General features: G+C 39.2%; 14 protein-coding genes. 9 read left to right on the top strand and 5 right to left on the bottom strand.

The features are described from left to right. Positions 1 to 6: 6 nt before the first annotated feature. From modA to BFG52_RS09550, 3 genes are read left to right on the top strand one after another with little or no spacing between them, the layout of a single operon-like run. Entirely contained in the window at positions 7 to 765 is a 759-nt protein-coding gene (gene modA / locus BFG52_RS09560) for a molybdate ABC transporter substrate-binding protein (RefSeq protein ID WP_067555276.1), read from the top strand. Then, positions 766 to 1,467 (top strand): molybdate ABC transporter permease subunit, encoded by a 702-nt coding sequence (modB, locus tag BFG52_RS09555; RefSeq protein WP_067555273.1) that lies wholly within the window; start codon positions 766 to 768, stop codon positions 1,465 to 1,467. It begins immediately after the preceding gene. Beyond that, the gene (locus tag BFG52_RS09550; protein WP_067555270.1) at positions 1,460 to 2,086 is read left to right on the top strand and encodes an ATP-binding cassette domain-containing protein; all 627 of its coding nucleotides are present in this window, start codon (positions 1,460 to 1,462) and stop codon (positions 2,084 to 2,086) included. Before modB ends, BFG52_RS09550 begins: the two co-directional genes overlap by 8 nt. 4 nt (positions 2,087 to 2,090) lie before the next feature. On the opposite strand, the gene BFG52_RS09545 is transcribed toward BFG52_RS09550, so the two are convergent. Continuing rightward, complete coding sequence (locus BFG52_RS09545) at positions 2,091 to 3,122, bottom strand: AraC family transcriptional regulator (RefSeq protein ID WP_228703737.1); 1,032 nt, start codon at positions 3,120 to 3,122, stop codon at positions 2,091 to 2,093. 914 nt (positions 3,123 to 4,036) lie between these two features. Here BFG52_RS09545 and BFG52_RS09540 point away from each other — a divergent pair. The 4 genes from BFG52_RS09540 to proB all read left to right on the top strand — a co-directional run bounded on the left by BFG52_RS09540 (position 4,037) and on the right by proB (position 7,912). Further along, positions 4,037 to 4,726 carry a hypothetical protein gene (locus BFG52_RS09540; RefSeq protein WP_067555264.1) on the top strand — a complete coding sequence of 230 codons (690 nt, stop codon included), beginning with the start codon at positions 4,037 to 4,039 and terminating at the stop codon, positions 4,724 to 4,726. A 224-nt stretch (positions 4,727 to 4,950) separates the two neighbouring features. Beyond that, positions 4,951 to 5,352, top strand: coding sequence for a winged helix-turn-helix transcriptional regulator (locus BFG52_RS09535; protein WP_067555261.1), 402 nt, complete (start codon positions 4,951 to 4,953; stop codon positions 5,350 to 5,352). A gap of 199 nt (positions 5,353 to 5,551) precedes the next feature. Continuing rightward, positions 5,552 to 6,760 (top strand): Obg family GTPase CgtA, encoded by a 1,209-nt coding sequence (cgtA, locus tag BFG52_RS09530; protein WP_067555257.1) that lies wholly within the window; start codon positions 5,552 to 5,554, stop codon positions 6,758 to 6,760. An 18-nt stretch (positions 6,761 to 6,778) separates the two neighbouring features. Next, entirely contained in the window at positions 6,779 to 7,912 is a 1,134-nt protein-coding gene (gene proB / locus BFG52_RS09525; protein ID WP_067555254.1) for a glutamate 5-kinase, read from the top strand. 313 nt (positions 7,913 to 8,225) lie between these two features. Here the strand turns inward: proB and BFG52_RS09520 are convergent, their stop codons facing one another. The 4 genes from BFG52_RS09520 to BFG52_RS09505 all read right to left on the bottom strand — a co-directional run bounded on the left by BFG52_RS09520 (position 8,226) and on the right by BFG52_RS09505 (position 11,567). Next, complete coding sequence (locus BFG52_RS09520) at positions 8,226 to 9,326, bottom strand: type VI immunity family protein (protein WP_067555251.1); 1,101 nt, start codon at positions 9,324 to 9,326, stop codon at positions 8,226 to 8,228. 14 nt (positions 9,327 to 9,340) lie between these two features. Beyond that, positions 9,341 to 9,655 carry a VRR-NUC domain-containing protein gene (locus BFG52_RS09515; RefSeq protein ID WP_267284024.1) on the bottom strand — a complete coding sequence of 105 codons (315 nt, stop codon included), beginning with the start codon at positions 9,653 to 9,655 and terminating at the stop codon, positions 9,341 to 9,343. A gap of 86 nt (positions 9,656 to 9,741) precedes the next feature. Beyond that, on the bottom strand, positions 9,742 to 10,392 hold the full coding sequence (locus BFG52_RS09510) for an HAD-IB family hydrolase (protein ID WP_067555248.1): 651 nt from the start codon (positions 10,390 to 10,392) through the stop codon (positions 9,742 to 9,744). Next, positions 10,359 to 11,567 carry a DUF1615 family protein gene (locus BFG52_RS09505; RefSeq protein WP_067555246.1) on the bottom strand — a complete coding sequence of 403 codons (1,209 nt, stop codon included), beginning with the start codon at positions 11,565 to 11,567 and terminating at the stop codon, positions 10,359 to 10,361. Before BFG52_RS09505 ends, BFG52_RS09510 begins: the two co-directional genes overlap by 34 nt. Before the next feature lie 451 nt (positions 11,568 to 12,018). Between BFG52_RS09505 and BFG52_RS09500 the strand changes: the two genes are divergently transcribed. Both BFG52_RS09500 and BFG52_RS09495 read left to right on the top strand, forming a co-directional pair. After that, positions 12,019 to 12,372: a hypothetical protein gene (locus BFG52_RS09500; RefSeq protein WP_067555243.1), complete on the top strand. Its 354-nt coding sequence runs from the start codon at positions 12,019 to 12,021 to the stop codon at positions 12,370 to 12,372. A 127-nt stretch (positions 12,373 to 12,499) separates the two neighbouring features. Next, a complete protein-coding gene (locus tag BFG52_RS09495; protein WP_067555240.1) occupies positions 12,500 to 13,447 on the top strand; it encodes an acyltransferase family protein in 948 nt (315 codons plus the stop codon). Positions 13,448 to 13,572: the final 125 nt, after the last annotated feature.

Below are 13,572 nucleotides of genomic sequence, written 5' to 3'. Positions count from 1 at the left end.
ACGACGATGATAAGCATAAAATACTTTATTGCGAGCTGCGTATTTGTATGTATGACTAATCTGTATGCGCAAGCCCAAATTACAGTTTATGCCGCGGCTAGTTTAAGCAATGCACTAGATGAAATTGAACAGCGCTATAACCAGCAAAATAAATTAGAGATTAAACGTTCTTATGCTGCCTCCTCAACCTTAGCTAAACAGATTGAAGCAGGCGCACCTGCCAATTTATTTATTTCTGCTGATGAGCAATGGATGGATTATTTACAACAGAAAAAACTATTAAATGTACAAGATCGCGTCAATTTGCTGGGTAATCGTTTGGTGGTGATTCATCCTAAAAATCAATCCATCACTTTTAAAATGGAGAAAAGTTTTCAGCCTAGTACAGCATTTCAAGGAAAATGGTGTACCGGGCAAACCGATAGTGTTCCTGTGGGTAAATATGCCAAACAGGCTTTGACTTATTTTGGTTGGTGGAACAGTTTAAAACCACGCTTGGTTGAAACTTCAGATGTTCGTGCGGCATTAAATTTTGTTGCGCGAGGTGAATGTGCAATGGGCATTGTTTATGCAACAGATGCTGCTATTAGTGCTCAGGTCAAAGTTGCTGCAGTATTTCCGCAGCAGAGCCATACAGCGATTATTTATCCAATGGGGATATTAAAAAAAGATCCTGCTACGCTTAAATTTTATCAATATTTACAAGGCAGCGAAGCCGGTAGCATATTTAAAAAATACGGTTTTAGTGTGCTTGGACGTTCATAGATGATATTTACAGCGCTTTCTCCAGCAGAATTTAGCGTGCTTATTTTATCCTGTAAGGTGGCTGTTTTCTGTTTGCTCTTGAGTATTATGCCAGCGATTGCTTGCGCTTGGTTATTGGCACGAAAAGAGTTTTATGGCAAATCTCTGCTAGAGACCTGTATTTTTTTACCATTGATTCTACCCCCTGTGGTACCGGGCTATTTATTACTACAAGTATTTGGTCGAAATGGGGTATTGGGACAATCTCTAGCAGCAATGGGCATTGAGATAGCATTTAATTGGAAGGGTGCTGTATTGGCCTCAGCAGTGATGGGTTTTCCATTATTGGTACAGTCTATTCGTTTGGCAATAGAACTGGTTGATCAAAAGCTAGAAATGGCTGCTCAATCCTTAGGAGCTTCATCTTGGCATACATTTATACAAGTGACATTACCTTTGGCAAGCAGTGGTATATTGGTTGGTGCGATTTTATGTTTTTGTCGTAGTCTTGGAGAATTTGGTGCCACCATTACTTTTGTTGGCAATATAGAAAATGAGACCCGAACAATCGCAATCGCGATGTATAGCCTTATGCAGCAAGCTGATCAAGAGATTGCATTGCAACGCCTAATGCTGATTTCTTTATCGATCGCGTTTTTAGCGTTATGGTTTGCCCAATGGTTTAATCGTTATCAGAAGAAAAAGCGTGGTGCACATGCCTAAATATTTTGATTGTTGCTTGGATTTAAAATTAGGTACCTTTAATTTACGACAGTCATTTGCAACGGATGCGGTATCCATTGGTTTATTCGGTGCCTCTGGAGCAGGTAAGAGTAGTATTTTACATGCGGTGGCTGGTTTAATCAGACCTCAAGCTGGTTGGATTAAAATCAATCAACACATCTGGTTTGATCAGCGTAAGCATATTTGTTTATCTGTACAAAAGCGCCGTATTGGGTTGGTATTTCAAGATGCACAACTTTTTCCACATTATTCGGTACAGAAGAATTTATGCTTTGGTCTGAAACACGTCTCTCCTCCAGATCGTAAGTTTGATTTTAATGAAATCGTCGATTTATTTAAATTGGAACATTTGTTGACACGTATGCCTGCCAAGTTATCTGGTGGTGAGAAACAACGTGTGGCTTTTGCACGTGCCTTATTATATTCACCTGATCTTTTATTATTGGATGAACCCTTATCTGCATTAGATACAGCACATAAAAATGAAATTATTCCTTTTTTGCAGCTGATGAAAAATCAACTGCATATTCCTATGTTATATGTCAGCCATGATTTACAAGAATTGCAACATATAACCGAAACGATTTGGTATCTTTAACTTACTAAATCACATAGTCGATTTGATTTAGATTTTCTTGTCGCCATTGTAGCGGGCTAAGTCCAGTCCATGATTTGAAAGCACGATTAAATGAAGCAGGTTCGTGATAAGCCAATAAACTCGCAATATCACTAATATGTAATGAAGCATCTTCTAGATATTGTAAGGCAAGTGATTTACGAATCTGTGTTAAATGCTGAGAAAAATGGCTGTGATGTTGTTTTAGGCGATGTTGCAATAAACGGCTCGACATACCTAAAGATTCTGCTACGAAATGAATATCTGAACGATGTTGTTGTATGGCTTTAATAATGGCACGATTTATAATCTCATTAAAATCGGCATCCTCGGGATATTTAGATAGAAGCTGGTTAGCATTCTTTTCTAAAATGCGGTGTAATATCTGCGTATCACGTTGACAAGGTTGTTTTATTTTAAGCTGCAGCATAGCTTTGTCATATTCAATATAATTCACTGGTGCATTAAAATGAACAGGACAATGAAAAAATTGTTCATGTTGCTGTGTACTACTGGGAGCTGTTGTACTAAATGCCATATTTAATGGATAAAAATGAGCAGGTTCAACCAAGTGGTTTACAAAATTGACGATCATTGCAAAGGCCGTATCATTTACCAAACGTGCTTCATTATGTAGATCACCTGCTAAAATATAAGCTGGGCTTTGCCAGGTATAGCGAATACAGGTATTATTTTCTTGGACTTCAACGTTGGAAATGTGATACCAAATACGCTGATAACGTTGGATTAAATCGAATACTTCAGCCACTGTTGTGCAACTCATACAGAGATAAGCCACAATGCCAATATCGGAGGCTCGACTTATTTTGCCAAGGGCAATACCTAAATCCGGTTTTTGATAGCGTTCATTTAAATAAGTTAAAATACGATGCCATTCAGTTAATGGGATGCGCTCATCAACGTCATATATTTTATGAATAGGGCTTGTGATGTTGTGCTGTTCACAGAAACGATTGACCATATTGGTTAGGCTGCTGCTCACGCCTTTATTATCCATAAATGATTTCATGCTTTGATCTACTCACCCAATTTAGAAATGAACGGTTTTAAAAATTTATATAATTTTTCAAAGCTGTGTATAAACAGAAGCAAATATATCGCCGTATATTTATGTACACTACTATATTCTCACAGATGTTATTTCATGCCGAATAGTGGGAGAAAATAGCATGAAATAGATTATCTGTTATAACGTGCTTTTCAGTAAAACCGAATAGCGATGTCACTTATTATATTTGATGTAGCGCTAAAATGACTATCATACAGTGGTTTTAATGTTTACATTTTTGTGAATCGATGTGTGAATAAGAGCGGTGGTACTGCTCACTCTGTAGACGAATTAAGCCGCGTAAGTGAGATGCTAAAGAACGTTTCAGATACACCTGACGTTATTTGGGAGGCATCAAAACAATGAATTTTGAAGAATACATTATTAGTAAATATCCAAACAGATCACCAGCGGTTTTAACCCAACAGTTTAAAGATGCTGACGGGACCATGGTCTACAATCTTGAATCCACATCAAGAAAAAGGATTGGCTCCAAAACGTGAAATACAACGTGCTGTTTTAGAGGAAATTTATCTTAAAAGTATACCAAAAGCATTGAATAAAAATGAGATATCCAAGTAATAAGTTTATGAAGAGGAAGTTTTTCCTAGCCCTTTATCTTGGATCGTGGTCTTGACTTGCAATTATATGGTTTGTTTTTTTGATTACGATACTTAATTCAAACATTACTTTTGATGATGTGAGAGTTGGTAAAGTTATTGCTCTAGGAGCAGTTGCATTTCTATTAAGCCTACAAAGTAGAGAATAGTGTCTAACAATAAGACTCACTGTTCAATACTAAGTGCCACTCGGTGTCCACTTGAATAAGAATACGCACACAGCAGTAAACAGGGAGCTTATCTATGTTTTGGGTTTCGCGATTTTATGGGCAGATGTTGGTTTTTTTTACTGTGGTCATGTGTTTGGTCAGCTTGTTGTTCTGGGTATATTTAAATTTAAGCGCCTCGATGTCGGTCAGTGCAGACCATGCTAATATCCGTTTGTCAGATCAGCTAGCCACACATATACAGGTAAATCGACCTTTGGCTGCACATGCCGCGGGTACACTCGATACCGCAATCAATTTTAATCAACCCTTACATATTCCTTTGAAGGGACGTTATGCGGCAGATTTGACCTTTGCAACAACCACGATCATGCAGGTCGATATCGATTATGCCACGACCATAAACGTACAGAGTAATATGCCGCTAGAAACGAGTACGGACTTGGTTTATCAGCATAAATTTTTGCCCCGGTTGTCATTAAGCATGAATATTCCAATTCGACTGGCTGTGCCATTTCATTTAAAACGCCGTTATCACTTACCGGTTCGGATTCAATTTAATGGTCCGGTCGATTTTGCTTTTGATGAGCAATTAAACTTAGCTGTGCAACAGGTTTTGCATCCTAAGCTACAGATCAATGATGACTTGGTGATGCAGCAGATTAGTCATTTTAATGCCACGATGTACAATGTCCGCCGTGATACCAGCGCAAATTTGGCGATGCAATTGCAATTGCCATTACAACAGATTCAAATAAATCAGTAGGCTGATTGCTCAAATGGCTCAATAATCCATGCATAACGCGGATAAGGACTGGTTATTCATTAAGCATCCAGGTATGATGGCTTGAGTTAGAAACTATCTATAAGTAAGTTGCTTAATGCAAACCGACTTAATCTAAACTAACTTAATTTAAACCCGCTTAATCTAAACCCATAAGCCAAAATGTTTGGCACACAGCATTCGCTAAACTTTACTGGGAGCTTGTTATGAACCGTTATGCAAAAAGTGAATTGCTCGGACAAGTCTTGTCGAGTCAATGTCCATCCCGAATGGTTTTGGAGCATCTCACCAGTAAATGGTCGGTATTGGTTTTACATTGCCTGATGGATGGTGTACAGCGTTTTAGTGAATTGCGTAAACGCATAGAAGGGGTCAGCGAAAAAATGCTGGCACAAACCTTAAAAACATTAGAACAAGATGGTTTTGTCTTACGTACGGTTTATCCCGAAATTCCCCCCAAGGTTGAGTATCAACTGACCTTTTTAGGCGCGCAAGCTGCGGAAAAACTCAATTATTTTATCCAATGGATTGAGATGAATTTTCCAGATGTTGTTGCGGCACAACACGCCAGTCAGTCTTCATTACACAGTAATCTTCCAAGCATTTAGCGCTCATGCAGGCATTTTAGTCATTTAGTGATGGCGCGAATGCGCTTAGTGATGGGTGATATTCTTATATAAAATATCAGTTTGTCTAAAAACTAAGTGGCTAAAAGCAGTATTTTGCAAATTCTTGCATAATACTATTCGAGTAATTTGCTGAATTATGGCAAAATATGCGGCTTAGTCGTTTTTGAGGATTGGCAGTATGCGCTTTGTTGATGAAGCAGTCATTACCGTAGAGGCTGGCGACGGTGGCAATGGCGTAGCCAGTTTTCGCCGTGAAAAGTTTGTACCCTTTGGTGGACCAGATGGTGGTGATGGCGGACGTGGCGGAAGTATTTATATAGAGGCCGACGACAATACCAGTACATTGGTTGACTATCGTTATACCCGTAGATTCCGTGCTGAGCGCGGTAAAAATGGTTCTGGCGCCAATTGTGCTGGACGTGGTGGTGAATCTATTACATTAAAAGTTCCTGTTGGCACAACCATTGTCGACACGGAGTCGGGCGATATTATTGGTGACTTGGTTACACATGGTCAAAAAGTTTTAGTTGCTGCGGGCGGTGATGGTGGTTTGGGGAATACCCATTTTAAATCGTCGACCAACCGTGCACCACGCAAATGTACGCATGGTATTACTGGTGAATTCCGTGAAATTCGTCTGGAATTGAAAGTACTTGCCGATGTCGGTTTATTGGGGATGCCCAATGCGGGTAAATCTACTTTGATTCGTGCAGTGTCAGCTGCGAAACCTAAAGTTGCAGATTATCCATTTACCACGATGGTGCCAAACTTGGGTGTGGTCGATGCCGATCGTCATCGCTCATTTGTGATGGCAGATATACCCGGATTAATCGAAGGCGCTGCTGACGGTGCAGGACTTGGGATTCGTTTCTTAAAGCATTTGGCACGCAGCCGTATTTTGTTGCATATCGTTGATGTACAGCCTATAGATGGCTCAGATCCCGTCTATAATGCTAAAGCGATTATGCAAGAGCTCGCAAAGTTCTCTCCAACTTTGGCACAGTTACCTGTCGTGTTGGTGTTGAATAAACTAGATCAACTCGATGAAGATACGCGTGAAGAGTGGTGTCAACATATCTTAGATGAGCTTGAATGGACTGGTCCAGTCTTTAAAACCTCTGGTTTATTGGCTGAAGGGACCAAACAAGTGGTTTATTATTTGATGGATCAACTTGAGCAACAACGCGAACGCGAAGTTGAAGATCCGGATTATGCAGCACAAGTTAAAGCATTCCGTGAGCAGCTTGAAGCTGAAACACGTGAGCAAACCATTGCCGCCAAAGAAGCCTATCGTGCTATGCGTAAGGCACAGCGTAATGCTGGGCTAGACGATGATGATGACTTTGATGACGACGATGATGAAATGGAAGTGGTTTACGTACGCTAAGTACAACTGAGGAACATCATGATAGACGTGGTCGATGGGCAGCGCCAATTACAGGCGTGTAAACGAATCGTAGTGAAAATCGGATCGTCTCTACTCACTGCAAATGGGCAAGGTTTAGATTTGCAAGCAATTGCACATTGGGCTAAACAAATTGTCGATTTACATCAAGCAGGGCATGAGATCATTCTCGTTTCTTCTGGTGCAGTTGCCGAGGGAATGGTTCGTATGCAATTGCCGACACGACCGACTGACTTGCCCAGTTTGCAGGCCTGTGCCGCAATTGGGCAAATGGGATTGATTCAAACTTGGTCCAGCACTTTGGCTCAACATCAAGTCCAGTCTGCACAAATTTTGTTGACCCATGATGACCTCAGTGACCGTCGACGTTATCTTAATGCATGCGATACCTTACAGCATTTGATCGATTGGCGTGTCATTCCTGTGATTAATGAAAACGATACCGTCTCTACCGATGAAATTCGCTTCGGTGACAATGACACTTTGGCTGCTATGGTTGCTGGTCAGGTTCACGCAGATTTGCTCATTATTCTGACTGATCAACCCGGTATGTTTGATGCAGATCCCCGCAACAATCCCAATGCGCATCTGTTGCAGAGTGTGCGTGCCTTAGATGATCAGTTATTTGAAATGGCTGGTGGTGGCGGTAAATTAGGTCGCGGTGGTATGGTGACCAAAGTTCGTGCTGCGCGTTTAGCGGCTAAATCTGGTTGCCCAACTTTAATCGCCAGTGGTGATAGTGAAAATGTTTTAACCCGCTTGATGGCAGGTGAAAGCTTGGGGACATTGTTCTTAACCGACGATGATCGCATGACTGCCCACCAACAATGGTTAGCAGCACATTTGCAAACTGCAGGACGTCTGGTGATCGATGCTGGTGCCGTGCGTGCTATTAAACAACAACATCGCAGCTTATTGCCTGTGGGGGTTAAAGCGGTAGAAGGGCACTTTGATCGGGGTGATGTGGTGGAGTGTGTCGATCCAACAGGTCAGCGCATTGCGGTTGGACGTGTTAATTTTAGTTCACGTTCGGCAGAATTGGTCAAAGGTCTAGCTTCTGATAAAGTCTTCCAAGTCTTGGGTGAGTCACGTTCGCTGGAAATGATTCATCGCAATCATATGGCAATATATTAGCAAAAACCTACCATAACCAAACATAACGCTAAGGCTTGATTCTGAAAGGGATTGAGCCTTTTTGTTGTGTGGTGCAAAAACATTGCAACAGACTAGCAGGAGGTTGAAAATAATTCATTGCCATAAATGCAAAAAAATGATGATGATTTTTTGGGTGGTATTAGCGACTGAGCAAAAATTTCTGTTTAGTGTAAAAGATGAATGATTTTCTGAATGAGCATAGGCACATATATTTTCTATCATCCCATTGGGGTAAAAGTAAATGAGGATGATATGGCCTATGCAAAATGCGATTTAAGTTAGATCTTTAAACTTACCAGTCGATACGTTTATCTAAAAAGGCGTGTTTACCATTTAGCTTAGGTTCATTTTGTAATTTCCCAAAGTATTCGAGTTTTTGATCATCTTCAATATCAAAGCGTTTCATCCACGCTTCAGCACGATAACCTTTGATTAGAGGTATTTCATCAGTTGAGTAGTTCCCTCGATGTAGTGTTTGTATCTTATTGACTCGTAATGGCTTGAGAATACGATTAAGTAAGATATATGGAGCAGGTAATGGGTCTACCTCATCAGAACCGCTTAAAGGTAAATTACCCGCTTGAATCACAACACCCGTACCATAGTCATAACCAATAAACCAACTCATGGCTAACTCACTGTTTAGAACTTCTTGTTCTCGAATTTTATTAAACCATTCGTAGTTAATGGCAGTTAGCCAGCTCACCGTTTTTATTCCGTTGATTAAATGGCTTGCTTCAAGGAACGGATTACCGACATTCATTGCCCAAAATTTGCGAGAAAAGTAAGCTTCAGTCGGTTCATTTTTATCTTCTCGAATTTGAGAAATAATACAAGCATAGCCAGCATAGCCGTGATTGGCTTTTAAGCGTTGCGCGCAGTTGATAAATAACTTAATAAAGGCTTTCGTATTTTCTTCCACCCACTCAATAGGCATCGAAAAAGTTAAAACGCTTTGATATGTTCCATTTTCAGTTTGCCACTTACTCTTACCACCAATATTAAATTCCCATGCCCCTGTAGCAAATCGTTGTTTTCCACTAGTATATAAAAAACTAAGGGCTTTCATAGGACTATAAAACTTAAATATTTCACGTATGGGTTTTGCATTTCTAAATTCAGTACTGTCAGAACCTGCACCTTTTGGAGGTTCTGATAACCACAGCCATGTTAAATGATCTTTAGCATAGACCTTATAATCATCAAAACATTGAGCAATAGCTTCACGCATTTCATCGCTATAGCCTTCCTTAAAATAAAGTACAGCACGAATGGCAGGGATTGCTCCCACATAATCTTCAGGACCTTTGGGGGTAAAAATTCCCCCACCAATAGCCCCTTTTTCTTGTTGGTCAGCCCAAACTTTATAATCATCTTGATTTTTAAAATGCATAATTTTGTCCAAAATTACCAAGCTGGTGCTGGTTTAGGTAAAGGAAAGCGAGGTTTAGGCATTTTTCCTCGAGATAAAATATATAAAAGTGTTCCTGCTATCGCAGCAGCCCAAGCTCCGGCAGTAGAAACTTCTGTTGCATTACTCTCTTTTTGATTACTACAGTCACACTCGTCAGCATCTAAAAGTTTTACTTTATGTTCACCACCTGCAATCTTTGCATAATCCTCTTTTTGATCATGACTAAATACATCATTGCCAAATTTTATTTCAACCACATGCTTAATATTGTCTTGCGTAGGTGGTTTGGTTGGGTCTTTAATAATCACAACATCAGGTCTGCGAACCATGCCTTGCCCAGCTTCATAAGGATAACCTTATAGGTGGGGGCTAATTTTTGTTTTGAGCAAGTGCCTTAAGCACGTTGTTGCTGTCGTGATTTTAAGCAAGGTAATCTATGGTCTTGACCAACCATATAAGGATGATGGGCAAGTTGAAGCATGGCTAGATCCTCATGGCTATTGCCATAGGCATAAATTTTTTGATAATCCTGCAATGGATAATGCTGTTGTAAACGAATAGCTTTTTGCTCTGCGCTACAGTCGGGCGTCATCAATTGTCCTGTCAATTGCCCTTGTTTAACTTCAGTCTCAGTACAGATCAAGGCTATATTTAATAACTGGCAAATGGGTTGTAAATATAAATCAAGTGAAGCCGAAATCAACACCACGTCATCGCCCAATGCTTGGTGCTGCAATAACTGCTGATAGAGTTCGGGATTAAGCTCTACGATTAATTTTTCTGCATATTGTTGTGCAATCGCCGATATTTGTTTGGCATCTGCTTGTCCAAACATTGCTTGATATAATTTAGGACGCATCGCATGTGCGGGATAAATGTTGAGATAATAAGCTTGTATCCAAGGTAATATCTTCAAACCTTGTTTAACGATATGGCGTTTAGACAATGCGTAGAAAATAAACCCAGTAAAGCTATCTTTGGGACATAATGTTCCATCAAAATCAAATAGGGCTAAAGTTTTATTCGTTTTGCTTGATGCATGCATTTTTCATAGCGTCCATTGACTCGGCTGGCATACCAGTTGGTATTATAGTCCCGGCTTAATTTGGGACCAGAAATCACTACCTCTGGCATGATGGCATAGGGCGGATCTTTGTGCGTTTTTTCAGTATATAAAGTAGAAATAGCTGTGTAAGTTTGTGTTTTTTCAAAGCCTTGGGTCTTTTCTTTGCTGAGATCTTTACGTAATTGTTTAGCACTCATGAGAATTTGATGTTTGGCAAATACTGCCATGATTGCTTTTTCGGTTTCCGTCGTCATTACTCGAGGGTTGGCATTTTTATCATAAGATAATAAGTCACCATCTAAACTGAGATCAGTCTCTGCAATTTTATTAACCATTTTTTGAAATGCAGCATTACGGCTAGAATACATACCCGAGTTATAATCTGCGAAACGATAAATGGCTTTATCATATTGTGTTGGGTACAACATTAAACGATGAATGCCGTAGTATAAACCGCCATACTGGCTATATAAGTCATCACGTAATTCATTATTATTGACACTATTACGCTTATGATCACGAGCATATTGAATGTGTACTTGCATAGAACCCAATGTGGTAATTGGATTCATTTTTTCTGATAAATCTTGACCGACAAATTTAGCAGCACCAGTTAAAGCGCTTATATGATAGTGCTTAGACATATAGTCAAAAATTTCACGGTATAGTACATCAAGTTGTTGTTCATTTTTAACTTTGCCCATTTGTTTTAAATAGTTATCTTCGGGCGAGGGTTGGGTGCGCAGTACTTCTTCAAAATAACTGGCCAATGGACCGCCTAGGGTTTCTCCAAGTTTGTCCTCAAACTTTTCTTGTAAGCGAGAACTTACTTCTTTAACCGCTTTTTGCCCTAAACCAGGGACATTGGGGTTGGCAACAAAATTGGATTCTTGATCGACCACGGCAACGATACTGCAAATATTTTCTTTATTTGCGGGAATTTTAAGCTGTTGGCTAATCTGTGCGATATCATCAGCCCAACTCGCACGATCTTTAACGCGGCTTGGAATTAACTTTTTGATTTGTTCACTATTCAGTTGCGTATCTTCTGTTGATGACCACCAGGAGTTCTTTCCACAGCCAATCAGCAATACACTACTGGCAAGTACCGTGCTTAGACCTAGGATAGGCCATTGAAATTTATATCTGTGCATGAAGATAAAAACCATCGAAAATCAGGTGATCTAACTTCGCGCGATTATACTATGTTTACCGTATATTGTTTAATTATTATGTAATTGCAGCGATGTTAAATAATAAAACTTAAGCTCTTTTACAGGACTAAACCTTATTTTGCTATGCGCTATACTTGGGCTTATGGAAGTGTTTTTGTGGCTTAGAAATATGTAAAATATTGAAATAATTTAATATTTTATGGTGTAAAAATGATGATTCTTTATTTTCTGGCATATACGCTATGCCAGATCAACAGGGCTAAGATGTAATGGAATGTGAATAATACGGGCTAAAGTGAAAAAACAGGTTAGCATAAGTTGCTAGGTGATCGATTTAATTGTTTAACTTTTGATGATTTAACTTTTTATTATTTTGATATTGTTGCTTGGCTCAGGATGGTATAAGCATAAAATATGGGGAGTACGGTGAATGTGGGGCTATGATTATAAAAGTTTTTGGTATGAGGCACCGGATTTTCTTTTAGAATATTGTGAGGCACATCCAGAACAAAATAATGATGATGCATTACGCGCTTTCGGTTATGGCTCAGATGCCAATTTATTATTACGACAGGCAGAGCAATTACAAGGACCGTTAACCGTATTTCAGCAATCTGAACATGCGACTTTACCACGTTACTTGGTACGTTTTTTTCCATCAAAATCTTATTTAGAATATTTTGTTTGTGAAAATATCCCCAGTTTAATTGAGCTACTCAATAAATTGACGCCTCTTATACAGACCATGATCATATCAGATCAATCCATCATGCAAGCAGAATAAACTGATTAAAATATATTCCAGCTTGTATGATCGCGTGCTGGTGCTGGAATTGAGAGTGTGACACAGAAAAATTGAACTAAGTTGGTTACAATGACCAGTTATGATTATTGTTAGATAGATAAAAAATATGCGGGATCAATATTTAGATGCATGTAAAGGCATTTTGATTTTTTTAGTGGTCTTTGGGCATTTTTTAGAACGCTTTATGGGGTGGAATTTCACCGAAAGTAAATTTTTATTAAGTGCAATCTATAGTTTGCATATGCCTGCTTTTATTTTTATATCTGGTCTATTGTTTAAAGATAAACAGATCACCTTTAAAGTCTTATATTTCTTATCTTTACTAGTACCTTTTCAGTTGTTTTATATTGGGTTGGACTATGCTTTAACTGGGCATTGGTTTACTGCGTGGTATAGCAGACCCTATTGGATTTTATGGTATTTATTTGCAATGTTGGCTTGGGTAATATTAACACCGTTACTCAAAAAAACACCTTATCCGCTTGCTGTCGCATTGCTTCTGGCTTGTGCGATTGGATTTTCACCAATCAATAATTATATTCTCTCAATTGGGCGTATTTTTACTTTTTTACCGTTTTTTGTTGCTGGGCATTTATATGGCGCTACGATTGTACAGTGGTTAAGAACAAAATCTTTTCTTGTACTCAAAGGGTTTATCGCGCTGATGGTCATTGCAGTATTATGCCAATATTTTTCCATTCGACCTGCATGGCTATATGGTAGTTTCAGTTACCAGCAATTAGCAGTAACACCCGTAACGGGCAGTGTATTCCGTCTCATGTTATTGGGGTTATCGAGTATGGGGATTCTAGCAATTTTATCTTTCACGACAGGCTTCATTCAAGTATTTGCACGATTGGGACAAAAGTCTTTAAGCGTTTATTTATTTCATGGTCTTTGGATTATGTGTTTGACGACGCTATTTAAACCAGCTCTGCATCCGATTTATTTGCTCATACTATGCTTGGGGCTATCGATGATGAGCTGTATAATTTTTCAGGCAGAGATATTTGATAAGTTTTTAAAAAAGATCAGTTATAAAGTACGTCATTAATGCTGTTAAGGTAAGTAAAACTAGACTTGAACCACTATTTATGCGTGCAGTTCTGCAACCAATAATCGTTATTTAGTGCTGTGCTATTATGATGTTGTTGTAATGCTCATGCCTGTGAATGGTTT

The sequence above is a fragment of the Acinetobacter larvae genome, assembly GCF_001704115.1.
Lineage (GTDB): Bacteria > Pseudomonadota > Gammaproteobacteria > Pseudomonadales > Moraxellaceae > Acinetobacter > Acinetobacter larvae.
Note: the sequence above shows the minus strand (reverse complement) of the source record. Positions and strands in the feature narration are given on the sequence as shown.